This is a genomic window from Rhodococcus sp. B50, from assembly GCF_013602415.1.
GTDB lineage: Bacteria > Actinomycetota > Actinomycetes > Mycobacteriales > Mycobacteriaceae > Rhodococcus.
The window spans coordinates 1,582,173-1,600,740 of record NZ_WPAG02000002.1 but is presented as its reverse complement, the minus strand read 5'-3'; the positions used below and the strand labels follow the sequence as shown (position 1 = coordinate 1,600,740).

Here is an 18,568-nt window from a genome sequence, read left to right as displayed (position 1 = left end):
GCGGATCACACGGTGGCGTCGGACTCGCTCGCGATCGTCGCTCCGAGTTCACGGAGGCGGTCGGTGTGCTCGTTGGCGTGGTGCCCGCAGAACAACAGTTCTCCGCCGGTCGGAAGGACGGCGCGGACACGAGCGGCAGCATTGCACCGATCGCAGCGATCTGCAGCGGTCAACTTCGGGCTGGTCAACGTACCGGGCATGACTCCTCCAAACTGGCCACCGCTCATATCGGGTGCCGGGGTCTGGTCCGCCGCACCGGCCGGCGCGGTGGATCTACTCTGACAGACGATTCGTATTCACGCGTTGTTCCCCTGGATGCCCAAAGGTGGCGCGTTTCACGCATCGAGCAGCAAAAACGCTGCGACATGCCGGTTTTCCGTGCAGTGTGTTCGCTCACAGCGCAGAGGGTCGGGTCGCTGCGGACGCCTCGGATCCGCTTTCCGACGCACAATGACGCCATGACCGAGACCCTGCTGCACATCATCTCCCGGGACGACTGGGAGCGCGCCCGACCCCTGGGGGCTGTCGTTCCGGCCTCTCTCGACTCCCAGGGTTTCGTCCACCTGTCCACGCCGCAGCAGGTCCATCTTCCTGCCGACCGGTTGTACTCCGGGCGCACGGATCTGGTGCTGCTGCATGTCGATCCGACGCGGCTCGCCGACCCTCTCCGCTTCGAACCCGGCGTACCGGAGGACCCCCAGTCGATGCGGTTCCCGCACCTCTACGGGCCGTTGCCCGTGGAGGCAGTGGTGGGGGTCACCCCCTTCCTCCCGGGGCCGGACGGCCGATTCGCACCCGTCGGACCTGGGCGGGCGGACGCCGTCGGTCCGGAGGACTAGTCTTTCGGCATGATCGTCGACGTGACGCCGCTCCCCGGGATCGGTGTACGCAAGGACTTCGAACTGGCGTCCGGCCGCCGCATCGGGGTGATCACGCATCGGGATGGTCACAGCGACCTCATCATCTCGAAGGCCGACGACCCCGATGCGTGTGCCGCCTCCCTTCCCCTCACCGTCGAGGAGGCAGCGACGCTCAGCAACCTGCTCGGTGCGCCTCAGCTCGTCGCCCAGTTGAGTGAGGACCACCGGGATATGCCCGGAATCCTCACCCGCCAGCTCCACGTCCACGAGGATTCCCGATTCGACGGAGCGGTGCTGGGCGATACCGCCCTGCGCACCCGCACCGGCGTGTCGGTCGTGGCCGTGATGCGTGCGGGCCAGGTCATGCCTTCTCCAGCACCGGACTTCGTCCTCACGGGTGGGGACATCCTGGTGGCGGTCGGCACGGCGGACGGTCTCGACGCTGCCGCCAGGATCCTGCGCAACGGCTGATCCGGCGGTATGGATACCACGACACTCGCACTCATCGAACTGGGTGCGGTGTTCTTCGGGCTCGGTATCCTCGGTCGGCTGGCGGCGCGGATCGGCATGTCGCCGATCCCGTTCTATCTGATCGGCGGCCTGTGCTTCGGCAATGGTGGCCTCATCCAGCTCGGTGACATCGGCGCGTTCAGTCATATCGCCAGCGAGATCGGCGTGGTCCTGCTGCTGTTGCTGCTCGGGCTCGAGTACACCGCGAACGAGTTGATCAGCGGATTGCGACGCTCCCGGATGGCGGGTCTGCTCGATCTCGCCCTGAACGCGGTACCCGGAGCCGCGGTCGCGTTGATCTTGGGTCTCGGACCTGTCGGCGCACTCGTGCTCGCAGGCGTGACCTACATCTCGTCGTCGGGGATCGTGGCAAAGGTCCTCGCGGATCTGGGGCGCCTCGGCAACCGTGAGACGCCGGTGGTCCTGTCGATTCTCGTCTTCGAGGACCTCACGATGGCTGTGTACCTCCCGATCCTCACCGCGATCCTGGGAGGCGTGAGTCTGCTCGGCGGCCTCGAAGCCGTCGCTATCTCGCTCGGTCTCGTCACCGTGGTACTGGTACTGGTAGTGCGATACGGACGTTACATCTCGGTCGTCCTCGACAGTCCCGACAGGGAAACGTTGTTGCTCAAGTTGCTCGGCGCGGCGCTGCTGGTGGCCGGGATCGCGTCCGCCCTCCAGGTGTCCGCGGCCGTCGGCGCCTTCCTGCTGGGTATCGCCATCTCCGGTTCCACGGCACACAACGCGGTACGCGTCCTCGAACCACTCCGTGATCTCTTCGCCGCCATCTTCTTCGTCTTCTTCGGACTGAACACCGACCCGACGGAGATACCGCCGGTGCTCGGCTGGGCGATCCTGCTGGCCGTGCTGACCACGCTGACGAAGCTCGCTACCGGATGGATCGCGGCGGCGCACCACGGCATCGCCGTGATGGGCCGGGCGCGCGCCGGTGCGGCATTGATCGCTCGGGGCGAATTCTCCATCGTGATCGCCGGACTGGCCGTCGCCTCGGGGCAGGTCGACAGTCGTCTCGCGGCGATCGCCTCCGCCTACGTGATGATCACCGCAGTCCTCGGTCCGGTGGCCGCGCGGGTCGTCGAACCCGTGATGCGGTTCGCATCCGCACGACTCCCGGGACGAGACGGTCGGCAGCGTCTTCCCGGGGACGAACCGGAGCTTCTCTAGCGGCCGCGGTCCGGAACGACGAACGAGGGCCACCCGGACGGGTGGCCCTCGTTGCCGTGACAGATATCAGTCGAGATAGTCGCGCAGCACCTGCGACCGCGACGGATGGCGCAGCTTCGACATGGTCTTCGACTCGATCTGGCGGATGCGTTCGCGCGTCACGCCGTAGACCTGACCGATCTCGTCGAGGGTGCGCGGCTGGCCGTCGGTGAGACCGAAGCGCAGACGCACGACGCCCGCTTCGCGCTCGGACAGGGTCTCGAGCACCGACTGCAGCTGATCCTGCAGCAGTGTGAAGGACACCGCGTCGACGGCGACGACCGCCTCGGAGTCCTCGATGAAGTCGCCGAGCTGGCTGTCGCCCTCGTCGCCGATCGTCTGGTCGAGGGAGATGGGCTCACGCGCGTACTGCTGGATCTCCAGCACCTTCTCCGGCGTGATGTCCATTTCCTTGGCGAGCTCTTCGGGCGTGGGCTCGCGGCCCAGGTCCTGGAGCAACTCTCGCTGGATACGACCGAGCTTGTTGATGACCTCGACCATGTGCACGGGGATACGGATGGTGCGGGCCTGGTCGGCCATGGCGCGGGTGATGGCCTGGCGAATCCACCACGTCGCGTAGGTGGAGAACTTGTAACCCTTGGTGTAGTCGAATTTCTCGACCGCGCGGATCAGACCGAGGTTGCCTTCCTGGATGAGGTCCAGGAACGCCATGCCGCGGCCGGTGTAGCGCTTCGCCAGCGACACGACGAGACGGAGGTTCGCCTCGAGCAGGTGGTTCTTGGCGCGATTGCCGTCGCGGCAGATCCAGTTCAGATCGCGGCGCTGGGCGACGGGAAGCTTCTCGCCCTTCTCTGCCAGCTGCTGCAGCATGTGCGTCGCGTAGAGACCGGCCTCGATGCGCTTGGCCAGCTCGACCTCTTCCTCCGCGTTGAGGAGGGCGACCTTACCGATCTGCTTGAGGTAGGCGCGCACGGAGTCGGCCGACGCGGTGAGCTCGGCGTCCTTGCGTGCCTGTCGCAGCGCTTCGGACTCCTCTTCGTCCCAGACGAAGTCGCCCGAGGCCTTGTCCTTCTCGCTGGGCTCGTCGTCGTCGACCACGACATCCTCGGCGCCGGCGAGATCACCCTCCGAGACCTCGAGGTCGGCGAGATCCGCTTCCTCGGCGCCGTCGAAGTCCTCTTCACCCGCACCCTTGGTGGCCTTCTTGGCCGTCTTCTTCGCAGTGGTCTTCTTGGCGGCTGCCTTCTTCGCAGGAGCCTTCTTGGCGGCTGCCTTCTTCGCGGGAGCCTTCTTCGCAGCGGTCTTCTTCGCCGGCGGCTTCGCACCGGGTGCGGTGCCCTCCGCGGGGTCCGCAGCGCCTGCGACGCTGGAAGCGTCCGCAACGGGTGCCGATTCGTTGGCGGAATCAGCGGTGTGGATGTCGGTGGCTGCCACGTACGCCCTTTCGTGACGAGGTAGTGCGGCGTCGCGCCAGAGGTGCTCCGGCGGAGAGGTCTGTCGGGATGAGGGCCGGTTCCGGCCTGCTGGGGACCATTGTAACGATCCCTCGGGCGGCCGATGCGCCGGACTCAGGGAGTGACACCTGTTTTCGCAGCATAAGCAGCCCCGACGATTCCTGCCGCGTTGCGCAGTTCGGCGGGGACCACCGGCGTGCGGTTGGTCAGGAGCGGGATCCACTTCTCGTGCTTGCGGCTGATCCCACCCCCTGCGATGAACAGATCGGGCCAGAGCAGATCCTCGAAGCGTACGAGGACGCGGGAGACCTCCTTGGCCCACTGCTTGTACGACAGGTCGTCGCGTTCCTTGACGGACGAGGCGGCGCGGTGCTCGGCCTCTTTGCCGTCGACCTCCATGTGCCCGAACTCGGTGTTGGGCAGAAGTACACCGTTGTGCAGGACGGCCGAACCGATCCCGGTTCCGAAGGTCAGGAGGATCACCACGCCGTCGGTGTCCTTGGCGGCACCGAAGCGGTCCTCGGCGATGCCGGCGGCGTCCGCGTCGTTGAGCACCGAGACGTCCCGGCCGTCGAGTACGTGGGAGAAGAGGGAACGAGCGTCGGTGCCGATCCACGACTTGTCGATGTTGGCGGCGGTCCGGGCCACACCCCCGGTGACCACGCTCGGCAGGGTCACGCCGACAGGGCCCGACCAGCCCGCCTGCTCGACGATCTGTGCCACCGTCTTCGCCACGGCCTCCGGAGTGGACGGTTGCGGAGTGAGAAGCTTGATCCGATCGCCGACCAGGCGACCCGTATCGAGGTCCACCACGGCACCCTTGACGCCACTTCCCCCGATGTCGACACCGAATCCGTGGTTGCCCGGATTCGATCGGTCCGTGGGGACGTCCTGTGCCATCGTGCACTTCCTCTCGCTGGGGGCCGGCTGCACCGCTCGTGTGGCAACGATAATGCCCGGTGCCGCCCGGTGCGGCGCTCGGTGGCAAAACCTTCGGCACTGTGTTCGGATCGGATCGTGCATGCCCAGAGAACGCTCTCCGAATCCGAGTCGTCCGCGTTGAGGGACGTCGCCGTGACCGTCGCACGTGAGGCCGCGAGCTATGTCCGTGCACGCAGAGCCGAGTTGTTCGGCCCTCCGGGATCGGGGGAAGCCGCCCGTGTCGGGACGAAGTCGACGGCGACCGATCCCGTCACAGCCGCCGACACCGAGAGTGAGGAGCTCATCCGGCGCAGACTCGCCGAACTGCGGCCCGAGGACGCCTTCCTGGGGGAGGAGACCAGCGGTGACGGTGTGACATCGACGACCGCGAGCGAGGTCGTGTGGGTTGTCGATCCCATCGACGGCACCGTGAACTTCGTGTACGGGCTCCCGGCGTCGGCGGTCTCGGTGGCCGCACAGGTCGACGGACGTTCGGTGGCCGGTGCCGTCGTCGACATTTCCTCCGGGGAGACGTTCTCCGCCTCGGAGGGCCTCGGTGCATACCTGGAGACGGGTGGCACACGGGTCCGGTTGCGCTGCAATCCGGTGACCGAGCCGCGGATGGCGCTCGTGGCGACAGGCTTCTCGTACTCCCCGCAACGGCGTGCGCGTCAGGGAGAGTTGGTGGCGGCGTTACTGCCCAGGGTGCGCGACATCCGGCGTGTCGGAGCGGCCGCGCTCGACCTGTGCATGGTGGCGGCCGGTCGGGTCGACGCCCACTACGAACACGGGCTCGGCCCGTGGGACTGGGCGGCGGGGGCTCTCGTCGCCGCGGAAGCCGGCGCGGTGGTGCGTGTCCCGACAGGCACCGGAGACGACGGCGAACTCACCGTTGCGGTCGCGCCGGGACTCGCCGCCGATTTCGAAACTCTCCTCGCCGAAATCGGAGCGTTCGACGCAATTCCGAATTGACCGTTTCGTCACGTCGGAAATTGTCGTAGGTCACCATTTACGGAGAGAGTGACGAAAAACAGGATGCACGGTCTGTGAAAACGGTTTCAGCATCGGGCATTGCGTGCGGCCGTGAGCAGATCGAGGTCGAGCGGAGCCGTCTGTTCGCCCGCCGGAACCTCGCGCAGCGCCCGCAGAACCTCCTCTGCATCCGCCCCGGGAGAGACCTCGCGGAAGTAGGTCCCGAGCGCGAGATCGACCGTGTCGTCCTCGCGTGTGTCCTGCACCAACTCGGCGCACGGAGCGAGCAACCACACCGATGACGCAGCTGCACGCCCGGCCTCACCGAACCGGATCTGCCCCTGGCACTGCATGTTCTGGTCGACATAGACCGGATCGTTGCCGGCCTGCACGTCGGGTGGGCTCGAGAAGCCGTAATCGCTCAACTGCGCGGCCACATGCGTCGCCTGACCGCGTTCGCCGTTGGCATTGAACACGCGCACCCGGGTGGCCGCCAGGGGAGCGGGTTCGACCTCGAGCAGCGCCGACCGGTCCACGACCTCGCCGAGCGGAGCAGGTTGCGGGCCTTCGGGATCGGTCGCCTCGGTCGGCGGAGCATTGCACGCCACGGTGGTCGTGACGGGTTCCGAGGAACTGATCACCGAGGTCCATACGACGATGGTGGCCGCAGCGAGAACGGCGCCGGCCACCGCGGCCGGGACCACCCGGCGCCGGCGGAACGGGCGGCCGCGGCGATCGGTTGCGCTTCCTTCGGTGATCAGGGAAACCACGCGGCCCTGCCTCTCGTCTACTGCCGGGATCGTCGCACTCACTGTAGAGGTCGGAGACTGCGTCGGCGGAACCACCGACCCGAGGAAATGTCACGGATCGTTGTGTTGTTGATGACGATTGCCGGACAATTTCGCGCGTTTCCACGCATCGATTGCATATTCGTGCGCAAGGTCGGCTATTGTTCGGCGGCCGAACCGTCCAAGAACGAGCGGTTCGGCGTGGAATCAGAGTGAATTCGGGTATGTCACCCCGGTGACACACCCGTCGGGAACTCCAACGGGCGGTCGTGCGTTGCCTTGGCCGGGAGCACCGTCCGTGTCCCGGCCGGCTACCGGTACGAGTACTAGAAGGTAAGAGGAAATGGCGACTGACTACGACGCACCCCGGCGGACCGACAGCGACGATGTGTCGGAGGATTCACTCGAGGAATTGAAGGCCCGGCGTAACGAGGCCCAGTCCGCAGTGGTGGACGTCGACGAATCGGACACCGCCGAGTCCTTCGAGCTGCCCGGGGCGGATCTGTCCGGAGAAGAACTGTCGGTGCGGGTCGTCCCGAAGCAGGCCGACGAGTTCACCTGCTCGAGCTGTTTCCTGGTGCACCACCGGAGCAGGCTCGCGAGCGAGGAGAACGGAGTCATGATCTGCCGGGACTGCGCGGCGTGAGGACATAGGTGCGATACGAGGCCGGGTGATGACGGTGCGCCGTGGTCACCCGTGTCTCCTCGGTACGACCCCGGCGCTGGGGCGGCTCCCGCTGCACTCTGCGTCCGGAGCTCTATTTCTGTGCCCCCGCTTCTGTGCCTCTACTTGCCGCCCGACTCGTCACAACCCAGTGCCGCGAGCAGTTCGGCCGGACGCCGCGTGCTGACCAGCCAGTACGGTGTCGGATCCTCCGGGTCGTCGAGCACGACGAGTGCCATGGTCCGCACCCAGGGACGGTGCTGGACGAACGCCGCCGGATCGAGCTGACGTCCCATCGCGGCGCTCTTGGCCGAGTGCGGAACCACCACCCCCCGCGAGATCACATCGACGGGCAGATGTGCGCGACCGACGACGAGTTCGCCGCCCACCACCTCGACCCTGCTGCGTGAGAGCCAGGTGAGGACCCAGATCGGCACCGGAAGCAGCAGAACGTAGGGCAGCCACGCGTACATCCCCGGTGCGCCCATGTGCAGCTCCGCCGCGAGCAGAGCGGCCACCCCGAGTCCGATAGGCCACCACCACCACGGCACCCACATCCGCTCGGAGAAGGTCGGAGCGTCGGCCGTCGGGGGTGTTGTCGCTGAGGTGCGCGAAGATCGGGACACACCGTAAGGATAGTCGCCTCGGGGGAGCGGCCCGGCACGCGAGTAGTCTCGGTCGACGTGACCGATCTTCCCCCGATACCGCTGCGCCGGCTCGATCCGGAGCTTCCCGTGCCCACTCGCGCCCATCCCGGTGACGCCGGCGTGGACCTGTGCACCTCGGTCGACGTGACCCTCGGTCCGGGGGAGCGAGCGCTCGTCGGCACCGGCATCGCCGTGGCACTGCCCGTGGGAACGGTCGGATTGATCCACCCGCGTTCCGGCCTCGCCGCCAAGTTCGGACTGTCCGTCGTGAACACACCCGGGACGGTCGACGCGGGCTACCGTGGAGAGATCAAGGTGTGCCTGATCAACCACGACACCGAGCGCGCCGTCGAACTCCGCCGAGGCGACCGCATCGCGCAGTTGCTCGTCCAGCGCGTCGAACTCGTCGACTTCGTCGAAGTGGACGAGCTCGACGACACGACGCGGGGCAGCGGCGGATACGGATCGAGCGGCGGACACGCCGGCCTCGTGAAGGAGGGTTCCTGACATGTTCGGACGACGCCGCAAGAACCGCGAGGCGACCGACGCCGCTGCACCCGGCGGCGATCTCGGCGCATACGACGAGCCTTCCGACGAGGCATACGACGAATACGCCACCGGCAGCGCAGCCGATTCCGGTCCGTACGACATCGACGAGGTCGACGAGGAGACGATGGCCGCCTCCCGTCTCGATCTCGGATCCGTGCTCGTCCCGCTGCCGGCCGGCGGCCAGATCCAGGTCGAGATGGCGCCGAACGGAACGCCTCAGAACGTCCACCTGGTGACCCAGTTCGGACGCATCACGGTTTCCGCGTACGCCGCGCCGAAGTCGCCGGGACAGTGGCGCGAGGTCGCCGCCGAACTCGCGGAGACCCTGCGTAACGACAACGCAGAGGTCAGCATCGAATCGGGCCCGTGGGGCCGTGAACTGCACGGCAGGGCCGCGAACGCCGATCTGCGATTCATCGGTGTCGACGGTTTCCGCTGGATGATCCGCTGTGTCGTGGCGGCGCCTCCCGGGAATGCGGGAGCCGATTCCGAACTCGTCGGGATCGCACGCTCGGTGATCTCCGGAACCGTCGTCCGGCGAGGAGCAGACCCCCATCCGGTCCGTACGCCGCTGCCGATCGTGCTCCCCGAGGCGCTCACCCGTCAGCTCGTCGCAGCGCAACAGCAACAACAGCAGCAGGCGGCGCAGCAGCAGCAGCAGCCCGGACCTGCTTCGGCACAGCCCGCCCCTCGGACGGCGCGGCCGGCCCCGCCCACCCAGCAGACTCAGCAGCCCCGACCCACCCAGCAGACCCCTCCGCCGCGCCGCGGCGAATCCGGTTCGGCGATGCAACAACTCGGCTTCTAGGGCGATACCGCAACGATCCGGTCGAGGGCTGTGAGACAGAGCGTGCCGAGCACTGCGGGATCGCTCCCGACCTGCGCGAGTTCCACCGTCGCGAGTTCCGCCCGCGGGATCTCGCGTGCCCATTGCCGCCCCACCTCCAGCGGATGAACCGCGTCGTCGACCGCCGCGGCGACACCGGCCGGCGCCCTCACGGCCCGGAGCTCGTCGACGTCGAGCGACCGATAGCGCGCGGCCTCGTCCAGCGCGGACGGAAGGTCGGGCCACTGGGCGCTCCACGAGCGGGTCAGCTCCCCTGCGAGCCAGGACGGACTCGAGGCCGCCATCGCCGCGGTGACCGCTTCGAGTCCGTGAGTGCGTAGCTCGGTCGCCGTCCACCGCGCGCTCGCAGCCGCCGGGGCCTCCAGTGGATCGCCGGTCCACGCCGGTAGGGCCGCGAGGACGCCGACGACACGGTCGGGATTGTCGAACGCCCACCTCAGCGCGACGGCCGCACCGATCGACACCCCACCGACGAGGATCGGTCCGTCCGCCGCGGCATCGTCGAGCGCCGCGACGTAGCTCGCCACGACACCGCGAGGGTCCGGATCGACGGTGATCGGCGTGATGCCGCGGCGTCGGAGTTCGGGGCCGAACGCCTTCTCGGCGAAGCATGCGTCCGAACCCGTGCCGGGAAGCACGACCGCGGTGCGGGCGACCGGCCGGGACGGACCGGCGTCCGGGGAGACCGGGGATTCGTTGCGGGACATGCGGACGATCCTGCACCATCGGTCCCCGGAAACCACGCTCACCTGCCCACACGGTCGTGCCGGCGGTGCCTGCACACCAGGTCGACGGTGCCTGCACGGTGGTGTGCACCGTGCAACTTGTATCCGGCGAGAATGCGTCTACAGTGGCGGTCGAAGAAGAGTCCGGTGGCACGTGATCCGTGCCCTTCCGTACAGGAGCGTGTTATGGCTTCCCCGGCCGGCTATCTGCGTCGGCTCACACGGCGGCTCACCGAGGACATCGAAGAACTCGATGCCGAGGAGATGGCCGAATCCTCGCACTCCACGGGCGCCCTACCCGTCGTCGAATGCGCCCGCGGTCAGGAAGTGACCATGTACGGACGCCTCCGCAGTGTCGAGTCGTGTTCGCGTGCCGCTGCCGCCGTCGTCGAGGCGGAGTTCTTCGACGGGACCGATTCGATCCAGCTCGTGTGGATCGGTCGTCGGCGCATCCCCGGGATCGAGCCCGGGCGTACGTTGACGGTACGCGGTCGCGTGGGAGAACGCGACGGACGCAAGGTGATCTACAACCCGTACTACGAGCTGCGCGAACCGGCTTGACCGGCGCGCGCCGGGGGTGACCGGCCCCTGCGTACGCGGAGTGGTTCCCCCGAATACGCGGGGTCGTACCGCTGTGCCCGATGTGGCACCCTCGTAGGAGTGAGCGACACCAACCAGCAGACGATGCTCGAACAACTCGGTGGGATCAGCGGGTTGATCTATTCGACGCTGCCGGTGCTGGTGTTCGTGCCGGTCAACAGCGTGTGGGGGCTCACGGCGGCCATCTGGACGGCCTTGGGCGTGGCACTGGCGGTGCTCGTGTGGCGCCTGATCCAGCGCACGCCGATCCAGCCCGCGATCTCCGGCTTCTTCGGAGTCGCCCTGTGCGCCTTCATCGCTCACCGCACCGGCGACGCGAAGGGATACTTCCTCTTCGGGATCTACGCGAGCCTGGTCTACGGGGGCGCCTTCCTTCTGTCGGTGCTCGTCCGTAGGCCGCTGGTGGGCGTGATCTGGGGGATGCTCAACGGCCAGGGTTCGCGGTGGCGGTCGCATCCCACCGCGGTGCGTGCCTACGATGTCGCCACCCTTGCATGGACCCTGGTCTTCCTCGGCCGCTATCTCGTGCAGAACCACCTCTACGACGAGGACCGCACCGGGTGGCTCGCGGTCGCACGGATCGGAATGGGCTGGCCGCTGACCGCGCTCGCCCTGCTGGTCACTCTCTGGGCGGTCCGGCGCGCGGACCGAATCGTCGAACCCCCGCCGGCCGAGGCCGAGACCCTCGAGGACCCTTCGACCGAGGGCTCCCACGAGACGTCGGGCTCCCACGACGAGTCGGGCACCGAGAACCGGCACGGACTCGACGGCCGGCACCGTCTCCGCGACCGGCACGGTTCGCGCGACTAGCGGTTCACCGCCTGCCGAAGATCGTCCTCGACGTCCTCCGCCGTGACGAACAGCAGTTCGTCCCCGCCTTCGAGCGGATCGTCCGGCTGCGGGACGATCACGCGTCCGCCGCGCAGGATCGCCACCAGCGCCGTATCGCGGGGCAGTTCCAGTTTCCGAACCGGTTTCCCGGCCAGGGCGGTGGTGTCCCGCAGGGTGACCTCCACCAGGTTCGCGCCCTTGCGGAGCGTCATCAACCGCACCAGATCGCCGACCGTGACGGCCTCCTCGACCAGCGCCGCGAGCATGCGCGGCGTGGACACCGCGACGTCCACGCCCCACGATTCGTCGAACAGCCACTCGTTGCGCGGATCGTTGACGCGCGCAACCACCCGCGGGACACCGAACTCGGTGGTCGCGAGCAGGCTGAGAACCAGGTTGGCCTTGTCGTCGCCCGTCGCCGCGATCACCACGTCGTACTGTTCGAGTCCGGTGGATTCGAGCGAGCTGAGTTCGCACGCGTCGGCGTGGACCCATGTCGCGTCCGGAACGGCGTCCGGCTCGACGTGCTCGAGCTTGCGTTCGATGAGCATCACCTCGTGGGCGTTGCGCAGCAGTTCGCGCGCTATCGAGCGTCCCACCGCGCCGGCACCGGCGATCGCCACCTTCATGTGAGCTTCCTCTCGGGTGGGCGGGTCAGTTCTCGTCGACCGGTGGGTTCTCGGCGTGTGTGATCGCCTCCGAGACGGAACCCGACACCGCCGCGATGTAGACGGAGTCGTCGGCCTGCAGCACCGTCCTGCGGTCGGGTAGCAGACCGCTGCCGAACCGGATCAGGAAAGCCACGCGCGATCCGGTGGCCTCCTCGAGGTCGGTGACGCGTCGCCCGACCCATCCCTCGTGCACGTTCACCTCGGCTATCGCGACGGATCCGGTGGGATCGCGCCACCGGGCGGTCTCACTGTCGTGCGTCAGCGCGTGGAGGAAGCGATCGGTGGTCCACGGCACGGTCGCCACGGTGGGGATGCCGAGCCGCTCGTACGCCGCCGCACGTTTGGCGTCGTAGATCCTCGCGACGACACGTTCGACGGCGAACGTCTCGCGGGCCACACGTGTCGAGATGATGTTCGAGTTGTCGCCGGAGGAGACCGCCGCGAAGGCGTCGGCGCGTTCGATACCGGCGGAGATCAGCACGTCCCGGTCGAAGCCCATACCGAGCACTGTATGTCCGGGGAAGTCGTCGCCGAGTCGCCCGAACGCAGTCTCGTCTCGGTCGATGACCGCGACCTCGTGACCGAGCCGGACGAGAGCGGTGGCCACCGCCGAACCGACTCGACCACACCCCATCACCACCACGTACACCCGTGGACTCCGTTCCGGTCGATCCTTCCGAGACGGACCGCAGCGGACCGCCGAACCGAACGGTACCGCGTGACGATCCTCGAGCGGTCGTGACCCGGCCGAGGGGTACTTCCGGGCCCGAACCGCATAGGCTTTGCGCGTGTCCAAGCTTTCCACCGCGGCGAAGCGGCTCGTGCTGGGTCGTCCGTTCCGCAGCGACACTCTCGGGCACGAGTTGATGCCCAAACGCACCGCGCTGCCGGTGTTCGCCTCCGATGCCCTGTCGTCGGTCGCCTACGCGCCCGAGGAGATCTTCCTCGTCCTCTCCGTCGCGGGACTGTCGGCCTACGCGTTCTCGCCGTGGATCGGTCTCGCGGTCGCCTTCGTGCTCGTGATCGTGATCGCCGGGTACCGCCAGACCGTGCGCGCCTACCCGTCGGGCGGCGGCGACTACGAGGTCGCCACGAAGAATCTCGGTCCCACCGCCGGACTGACCGTGGGCAGTGCACTGCTCGTCGACTACGTGCTGACGGTCGCGGTGTCGCTGTCGTCCGCGGCAGCGACGGTCGGATCGGCAGTCCCGTTCGTGGCCCGGCACAAGGTTCTCTTCGTCATCCTCGCGATCGTGTTGCTGACCGCGGTGAACCTGCGTGGTCTCCGGCGGGCCGGACGCGCCTTCGCCGTTCTCACCTATACCTTCGTGGGCTGCATGCTGGTGATGCTCGGGGCCGGACTGTTCCGGATCTTCGTCCTGGGCGACGAGCTGCGCGCCGAGTCGGCCGATCTCGAGCTCGTCGCCGAGCAGACCGACCTGACGGCCCTCGCCTTCGTCCTCCTGGTCGCGCGCGCATTCTCGTCCGGGTGCGCCGCGCTGACGGGTGTCGAGGCGATCAGCACGGGTGTGCCGTCCTTCCGGAAGCCGAAGGCGCGCAACGCCGCGACGACGTTGCTCGTGCTCGGAGGTATCGCCGTCACCCTGTTCCTCGGGGTGGTCTTCCTCGCCGAACGCCTCGGGGTCGTGGTGGCCGAGCACCCCGAGACCCAGTTGCGGGGTGCACCCGAGGGTTACGAGCAGAAGACGTTGCTCGCCCAGCTGGCCCATACCGTCTTCGACGGGATACCGGCCGCGTTCGTCCTGATCACGGTCGTCACCGCCGTGATCCTCGTGCTCGCCGCCAACACGGCGTTCAACGGATTCCCCGTGCTCGGCTCGGTTCTCGCGCAGAACCGCTACCTGCCGCGTCAGTTCCACACGCGTGGCGACCGGCTCGCCTTCAGCAACGGCATTCTCTTCCTCGCCGGTATCGCCGTCGTCTTCGTGTGGGTCTTCGAAGCCGAGGTCACCAGGCTCATCCAGCTGTACATCGTGGGTGTGTTCGTCGCGTTCAGCCTGGGACAGGCCGGCATGGTGCGTCACTGGACCCGGGAGCTGCGCGCCGAGGCGGATCCCGCCGTCCGGGGCCGCATGGCGCGGTCGCGGACGATCAACGGGGTCGGGTGCGTCTCCACCACGCTGGTGCTGCTGGTCGTGCTGACCGGCAAGTTCGCCGCCGGGGCGTGGATCGCGGTCGTGACCATGGTGGTGGCGTTCGTACTGATGAAGGCGATCCGGCGACACTACGACACGGTCGCCGCGGAACTCGAGAGCGCGGACTGGGACGGGGTGCTGCCCAGCCGCACGCATTCGATCGTGCTCGTCTCGACCCTGCACCTGCCCACCATGCGTGCGCTCGCCTATGCGCGGGCGACCCGTCCCGACACGCTCGAGGCGATCACCGTCAACGTCGACGACGAGAGCACCCGGCGTCTCGTAATCGAATGGGAGAAGAGCGATCTGACGGTTCCGTTGAAGGTCGTCGAGTCTCCCTACCGGGAGATCACGCGGCCCGTCCTCGACTACGTGCGCCGGGTCCGGCGCGATTCTCCCCGGGACGTCGTGACCGTGTTCATTCCCGAGTACGTGGTGGGTCACTGGTGGGAGCAACTGCTCCACAACCAGAGTGCGTTGAGACTCAAGAGCCGGCTCCTCTTCCAGCCGGGAGTGATGGTGACGAGTGTGCCCTGGCAGCTGCGCTCGTCCACGGAGGCGGGTGCGATGGGGCGGGCCGTCCCGGACGGACAGGAACGACAGTTCGACAACGAGGAGGAACCCCGGTGAATCGTCAGGCACACCCGCGTACGGAATGGTCCGGCCGGCGGATCGAGGTGATCCTCGGGAATCCCGCCCACGGCGGTGCGTGTGTCGCGCGGTTCGAGGGTCGGGTCGTCTTCGTGCGGCACGGACTGCCGGGGGAACGGGTCTTCGCTCGCGTCACCGAGGATCGAGGCGGGTCGTTCTGCTTCGCCGACGTGGAGGACGTGCTCGAGGCGTCCGAGGATCGCGTCGATCGGGTCTGTCCGATCTCCGGTCCGGGGGGAGCGGGCTGTTGCGATCTGTCGCACATGACCGTTGCGGCGCAGCGCCGTTTCACGGGCGCCGTGGTGGTCGAGCAGCTTCGCCGGCTGGGAGGCGTGGACCGCGAGGTGACCGTCGAGGAGGTGCCCGGCGGTGCCTCGAACGGGACTTTGTGGCGCACCCGGGTCCGGCTCGCGGTGGACGTGGCGGGGAACCCGGGATACCGGCGCTACCGCAGCAACGAGGTCGTCCCCGAGCTGGCCTGCCCGCAGATCGATCCGCATGCCTATGTCGGTCTCGCCGACCGGGTGTGGCAGCCGGGAGCCGAGTTGCAGGTGGTGCTCGACGCGGACGGTGGTCGGCACGTGGTGGAGATCGCGCCGCCCGTCGTCGCGAGTGGTGCGCGGCGGCAGGGTCGCCGCGGCGCGGCGTCACGGCGGGCGGCAGTGAACGCGCCCCGTCCGGAGAAGGTGATCGAGGGTCCCGGTCGTGTGCTCGAGAGGGTCGGTGAGCGTGAGTGGCGGTTGGCGCCGACAGGGTTCTGGCAGGCGCACCGCGGCGCTGCGACCACCTATTCGGCGGTGGTGGGCGAGTGGGCGCAGGCGTCCGCGGGTGCGACGGCGTGGGATCTCTACGGCGGGGTGGGGGTGTTCGCCGCGGTGCTCGCCGAGCAGGTGGGTCCGTCCGGGCAGGTGGTGTCGGTCGAGTCGTCGAAGACCGCCGTCGACGATGGGATGGAGGCACTTGCCGATCTCGGCCAGGTGTCCTTCCGTCACGGTCGGGTGGAGCGGATGATCCCCGACCTCCCGGCGCCCGAGGTGGTCGTGCTCGACCCGCCGCGGGCGGGGGCCGGTAGGGAAGTGGTGGCGGCCGTCGCCGAGGCGGGTCCGCGCCGGATCGTCCATGTGGGGTGCGATCCCGCCTCGTTCGGTCGTGATGTGGGTCTGTATCGCGATCACGGGTTCGAGTTGGCCGACGTGCGGGCGTTCGCAGCGTTCCCGTCGACCCATCATGTGGAGTGCATCGGTCTGTTCACCCGTTGATCCGGATTCCCGTCACACCTGTAGGAGACCGGGTGTGACGGGAATCGCGTCGTGGTGGGTCGTGTGACGTGAGAAAGAGATTGCTTGTAGTACGCAAGTAATCTGTATAGTTGCATGACGTAATCAATTAATTCACCCGACGGAGGTTCGCTGTGTCGGACAAGGCCCAGGCCCACGAACTCGCCGACGCGATCTTCCTCTTCGGTCGCACGCTGCGCGGTGCACTCGTTCACCACGACACCGACGTGCTTCCCCCCGCGCTCGTCGCGGTGCTGTTCGTGCTCGCACGGATGGGGGAGTGCCGTCCCAGCGAACTCGCCGTCGAGATGTGCGTCAGCCAGTCGTCGTTGAGCAGACAGATCGCCGAACTCGTCGAGCGTGGCCTCGTGGATCGACATCCCGATCCCGACGATCGTCGTGCTCACCGGGTGAGTTGTTCGGTCGCGGGAATCGAGATCCTCGAACTCGTGAAGAAGCGCCGGACCGAACGTCTCTCCGCAGAACTCGCGGACTGGCACGAGGACGAGATCGCGGGCGCCATCACGACGCTCGAGCGCCTCACCTCGTCCCTGGCTCCGCTCGTTATCGATACACGAAGGACCAATCCATGACCACAGTCTCCGGATCGGGAGCGCAACCGGCTGCTCCCGCAGCCGAGGAGCAGATGACGCACCGCGAGATTCTCGTCGTGCTGTCGGGCCTCCTTGCCGCTCTCTTCACAGCGCTGCTGAGCAGCACCATCGTCTCGACCGCCCTGCCGACGATCATCGCCGATCTGAACGGCACCCAGACCCAGTACGCCTGGGTCATCACCACGGCGCTGCTCGCCAACGCCGCGTCGACGCCCATCTGGGGCAAGTTCGCCGACCTGTTCAACAAGAAGTTGCTCGTCCAGCTCGGGATCCTGGTCTTCGTCGTCGGATCGGTGCTGGCCGGCCTCGCACACAATGTGCCGGTCCTGCTCGCCGCCCGCGTGATCCAGGGCATCGGCATGGGCGGTCTGACGGCTCTGGTCGTCGCGATCATCGGCAGCATCATCCCGCCCCGTGAACGCGGTCGGTATTCCGGCTACATGGGTGCCGTCATGGCCGTCGCCATGTCGGGTGGGCCCGTGCTCGGGGGCGTCATCGTCGACCTCCTCGGCTGGCGCTGGTGCTTCTACGTCTGCGTGCCGATCGCCGTCGTCGCACTGGTCCTGCTGCAGCGCACGCTGCACGTCACGACCGTCCGCAAGGAGAACGTGAGCATCGACTGGTTCGGCGCCACCCTCATCACCGCCGCCGTGAGCGTCCTGCTCATCTGGGTTTCCTTCGCCGGTAAGGCCGGCTACTACGAGTGGTTCTCGGTCGAGTCCGCCCTGTACGTCGGAGCCGGCATCGTCCTGCTCGCCGCGACGCTGATCGTCGAGTCGAAGGTGGCCGATCCGATCATCCCCCTGAAGATCGTCACCGAACGCACCACCGCCCTCGCGATCATCGCGTCGGTGGCAGTCGGTATCGGCCTGTTCGGTGCCACCACCTTCCTCGGCCAGTACTTCCAGACCTCGCGTGCCTACAGCCCGACGGTCGCCGGTCTGCTCACCATCCCGATGGTCGTGGGCACGCTCATCTCGTCGATGCTCTCGGGTCAGCTCATCACGCGCTTCGGCAAGTGGAAGGGCTTCCTGATCGGCGGTGCGCTTCTGCAGATGATCGGTTTCGGCCTGCTCGGGACCGTCGATCACCTCACGTCGCTGACGTTGATCAGCGTGTACATCGCCATCGTGGGCCTGGGCACGGGCATGCTGATGCAGAATCTCGTGCTCGCCGTGCAGAACACCGTCAGCGTGCGCAACATCGGTGCTGCGAGCAGCTCCGTGGCCTTCTTCCGCACCTTCGGTGGCGCGATCGGTGTGTCGGTGCTCGGTTCGATCCTCGCCTCCCGCGTCGCGACGCTCTCCGCCGACGGTCTCGCGAAGCTCGGTGTGGACACCTCCGGTGGCGGAACCGGCGGAAGTCTCGACTTCTCCCGGCTGCCCGGGCCTGTGGCGGAGGTCATCCGCGCCGCCTACGGCGACGCGACGGCGACGCTCTTCCTCGTGGCGGCGGCGTTCGCAGTCATTACTCTGGTATCCGTGGTGCTGATTCCGAACCGGGCGTTGCGCACCACCATCGACCTCGTCGAGGAGAAGTCGCCTGCCGATCGCGCCGACATCTCCTCGGGAGGGTGACCTCGATCACGGCCGGGCGATCCGCTCGCCGGTGACCAGGAGGTCATGCGGAACCGAGGCGGTAGCGGG

At 67.7% G+C, this 18,568-nt stretch carries 21 protein-coding genes; 13 read left to right on the top strand and 8 right to left on the bottom strand.

From position 1 onward, the window contains the following. Positions 1-5: 5 nt before the first annotated feature. Positions 6-200 (bottom strand): DUF7455 domain-containing protein, encoded by a 195-nt coding sequence (locus tag GON09_RS07720; RefSeq protein WP_213931293.1) that lies wholly within the window; start codon positions 198-200, stop codon positions 6-8. 258 nt (positions 201-458) lie between these two features. Between GON09_RS07720 and GON09_RS07715 the strand changes: the two genes are divergently transcribed. From GON09_RS07715 to GON09_RS07705, 3 genes are read left to right on the top strand one after another with little or no spacing between them, the layout of a single operon-like run. Beyond that, entirely contained in the window at positions 459-839 is a 381-nt protein-coding gene (locus GON09_RS07715; protein ID WP_213931292.1) for a DUF952 domain-containing protein, read from the top strand. 9 nt (positions 840-848) lie between these two features. Then, on the top strand, positions 849-1,331 hold the full coding sequence (locus tag GON09_RS07710; protein ID WP_213931291.1) for a cation:proton antiporter regulatory subunit: 483 nt from the start codon (positions 849-851) through the stop codon (positions 1,329-1,331). Between the two features lie 9 nt (positions 1,332-1,340). Beyond that, positions 1,341-2,555 (top strand): cation:proton antiporter, encoded by a 1,215-nt coding sequence (locus GON09_RS07705; RefSeq protein ID WP_213931290.1) that lies wholly within the window; start codon positions 1,341-1,343, stop codon positions 2,553-2,555. A gap of 66 nt (positions 2,556-2,621) precedes the next feature. On the opposite strand, the gene GON09_RS07700 is transcribed toward GON09_RS07705, so the two are convergent. Both GON09_RS07700 and ppgK read right to left on the bottom strand, forming a co-directional pair. After that, positions 2,622-3,989 carry an RNA polymerase sigma factor gene (locus GON09_RS07700; protein WP_213931289.1) on the bottom strand — a complete coding sequence of 456 codons (1,368 nt, stop codon included), beginning with the start codon at positions 3,987-3,989 and terminating at the stop codon, positions 2,622-2,624. A 134-nt stretch (positions 3,990-4,123) separates the two neighbouring features. Further along, positions 4,124-4,909: a polyphosphate--glucose phosphotransferase gene (gene ppgK / locus GON09_RS07695; RefSeq protein WP_213931288.1), complete on the bottom strand. Its 786-nt coding sequence runs from the start codon at positions 4,907-4,909 to the stop codon at positions 4,124-4,126. A 99-nt stretch (positions 4,910-5,008) separates the two neighbouring features. Between ppgK and GON09_RS07690 the strand changes: the two genes are divergently transcribed. Further along, positions 5,009-5,902: an inositol monophosphatase family protein gene (locus GON09_RS07690; RefSeq protein ID WP_244865973.1), complete on the top strand. Its 894-nt coding sequence runs from the start codon at positions 5,009-5,011 to the stop codon at positions 5,900-5,902. A gap of 86 nt (positions 5,903-5,988) precedes the next feature. Here the strand turns inward: GON09_RS07690 and cei are convergent, their stop codons facing one another. Continuing rightward, positions 5,989-6,672: an envelope integrity protein Cei gene (cei, locus tag GON09_RS07685; protein ID WP_213931286.1), complete on the bottom strand. Its 684-nt coding sequence runs from the start codon at positions 6,670-6,672 to the stop codon at positions 5,989-5,991. A gap of 361 nt (positions 6,673-7,033) precedes the next feature. Here cei and GON09_RS07680 point away from each other — a divergent pair, with 361 nt between their 5' ends. Then, positions 7,034-7,336 carry a DUF4193 domain-containing protein gene (locus tag GON09_RS07680; RefSeq protein ID WP_006551346.1) on the top strand — a complete coding sequence of 101 codons (303 nt, stop codon included), beginning with the start codon at positions 7,034-7,036 and terminating at the stop codon, positions 7,334-7,336. Positions 7,337-7,476: 140 nt separating this feature from the next. Here the strand turns inward: GON09_RS07680 and GON09_RS07675 are convergent, their stop codons facing one another. After that, the gene (locus GON09_RS07675) at positions 7,477-7,911 is read right to left on the bottom strand and encodes a DUF3093 domain-containing protein (RefSeq protein WP_213934339.1); all 435 of its coding nucleotides are present in this window, start codon (positions 7,909-7,911) and stop codon (positions 7,477-7,479) included. A gap of 126 nt (positions 7,912-8,037) precedes the next feature. Between GON09_RS07675 and dut the strand changes: the two genes are divergently transcribed. Further along, a complete protein-coding gene (gene dut, locus GON09_RS07670; RefSeq protein ID WP_213931285.1) occupies positions 8,038-8,508 on the top strand; it encodes a dUTP diphosphatase in 471 nt (156 codons plus the stop codon). 1 nt (position 8,509) lies between these two features. Then, positions 8,510-9,358, top strand: a complete 849-nt coding sequence (locus tag GON09_RS07665; RefSeq protein WP_213931284.1) for a DUF3710 domain-containing protein — start codon at positions 8,510-8,512, stop codon at positions 9,356-9,358. On the opposite strand, the gene GON09_RS07660 is transcribed toward GON09_RS07665, so the two are convergent. Further along, on the bottom strand, positions 9,355-10,104 hold the full coding sequence (locus GON09_RS07660) for an alpha/beta hydrolase (RefSeq protein ID WP_244865435.1): 750 nt from the start codon (positions 10,102-10,104) through the stop codon (positions 9,355-9,357). The two genes, GON09_RS07665 and GON09_RS07660, sit on opposite strands and share 4 nt — an antisense overlap. A gap of 204 nt (positions 10,105-10,308) precedes the next feature. Between GON09_RS07660 and GON09_RS07655 the strand changes: the two genes are divergently transcribed. Together GON09_RS07655 and GON09_RS07650 are read left to right on the top strand one after the other, a co-directional pair. Beyond that, positions 10,309-10,683, top strand: a complete 375-nt coding sequence (locus tag GON09_RS07655; protein ID WP_016694463.1) for an OB-fold nucleic acid binding domain-containing protein — start codon at positions 10,309-10,311, stop codon at positions 10,681-10,683. Positions 10,684-10,782: 99 nt separating this feature from the next. Continuing rightward, complete coding sequence (locus GON09_RS07650) at positions 10,783-11,532, top strand: DUF3159 domain-containing protein (protein WP_213931283.1); 750 nt, start codon at positions 10,783-10,785, stop codon at positions 11,530-11,532. Here the strand turns inward: GON09_RS07650 and GON09_RS07645 are convergent. Further along, positions 11,529-12,182, bottom strand: coding sequence for a potassium channel family protein (locus GON09_RS07645; RefSeq protein ID WP_213931282.1), 654 nt, complete (start codon positions 12,180-12,182; stop codon positions 11,529-11,531). The genes GON09_RS07650 and GON09_RS07645 overlap by 4 nt on opposite strands. Positions 12,183-12,207: 25 nt before the next feature. After that, positions 12,208-12,873: a potassium channel family protein gene (locus GON09_RS07640; protein WP_213931281.1), complete on the bottom strand. Its 666-nt coding sequence runs from the start codon at positions 12,871-12,873 to the stop codon at positions 12,208-12,210. A 139-nt stretch (positions 12,874-13,012) separates the two neighbouring features. Here GON09_RS07640 and GON09_RS07635 point away from each other — a divergent pair, with 139 nt between their 5' ends. The 4 genes from GON09_RS07635 to GON09_RS07620 all read left to right on the top strand — a co-directional run bounded on the left by GON09_RS07635 (position 13,013) and on the right by GON09_RS07620 (position 18,499). After that, the gene (locus GON09_RS07635; RefSeq protein WP_213931280.1) at positions 13,013-15,010 is read left to right on the top strand and encodes an APC family permease; all 1,998 of its coding nucleotides are present in this window, start codon (positions 13,013-13,015) and stop codon (positions 15,008-15,010) included. Further along, positions 15,007-16,290 (top strand): class I SAM-dependent RNA methyltransferase, encoded by a 1,284-nt coding sequence (locus GON09_RS07630; RefSeq protein ID WP_213931279.1) that lies wholly within the window; start codon positions 15,007-15,009, stop codon positions 16,288-16,290. The genes GON09_RS07635 and GON09_RS07630 overlap by 4 nt, the downstream gene beginning before the upstream one ends. A 152-nt stretch (positions 16,291-16,442) precedes the next feature. Next, the gene (locus tag GON09_RS07625; protein ID WP_213931278.1) at positions 16,443-16,901 is read left to right on the top strand and encodes a MarR family winged helix-turn-helix transcriptional regulator; all 459 of its coding nucleotides are present in this window, start codon (positions 16,443-16,445) and stop codon (positions 16,899-16,901) included. After that, on the top strand, positions 16,898-18,499 hold the full coding sequence (locus tag GON09_RS07620) for an MDR family MFS transporter (RefSeq protein WP_213931277.1): 1,602 nt from the start codon (positions 16,898-16,900) through the stop codon (positions 18,497-18,499). Before GON09_RS07625 ends, GON09_RS07620 begins: the two co-directional genes overlap by 4 nt. Positions 18,500-18,568: the final 69 nt, after the last annotated feature.

Bases quoted from the DNA above. Each gene is read 5' to 3' on its own strand.
- GON09_RS07710 (WP_213931291.1), top strand. From the start codon at position 849: ATGATCGTCGACGTGACGCCGCTCCCCGGGATCGGTGTACGCAAGGAC.
- ppgK (WP_213931288.1), bottom strand. From the start codon at position 4,909: ATGGCACAGGACGTCCCCACGGACCGATCGAATCCGGGCAACCACGGA.
- GON09_RS07655 (WP_016694463.1), top strand. From the start codon at position 10,309: ATGGCTTCCCCGGCCGGCTATCTGCGTCGGCTCACACGGCGGCTCACC.
- GON09_RS07645 (WP_213931282.1), bottom strand. From the start codon at position 12,182: ATGAAGGTGGCGATCGCCGGTGCCGGCGCGGTGGGACGCTCGATAGCG.
- GON09_RS07705 (WP_213931290.1), top strand. From the start codon at position 1,341: ATGGATACCACGACACTCGCACTCATCGAACTGGGTGCGGTGTTCTTC.
- GON09_RS07620 (WP_213931277.1), top strand. From the start codon at position 16,898: ATGACCACAGTCTCCGGATCGGGAGCGCAACCGGCTGCTCCCGCAGCC.
- GON09_RS07720 (WP_213931293.1), bottom strand. From the start codon at position 200: ATGCCCGGTACGTTGACCAGCCCGAAGTTGACCGCTGCAGATCGCTGC.
- GON09_RS07665 (WP_213931284.1), top strand. From the start codon at position 8,510: ATGTTCGGACGACGCCGCAAGAACCGCGAGGCGACCGACGCCGCTGCA.
- GON09_RS07660 (WP_244865435.1), bottom strand. From the start codon at position 10,104: ATGTCCCGCAACGAATCCCCGGTCTCCCCGGACGCCGGTCCGTCCCGG.
- GON09_RS07680 (WP_006551346.1), top strand. From the start codon at position 7,034: ATGGCGACTGACTACGACGCACCCCGGCGGACCGACAGCGACGATGTG.
- GON09_RS07715 (WP_213931292.1), top strand. From the start codon at position 459: ATGACCGAGACCCTGCTGCACATCATCTCCCGGGACGACTGGGAGCGC.
- GON09_RS07675 (WP_213934339.1), bottom strand. From the start codon at position 7,911: ATGTGGGTGCCGTGGTGGTGGTGGCCTATCGGACTCGGGGTGGCCGCT.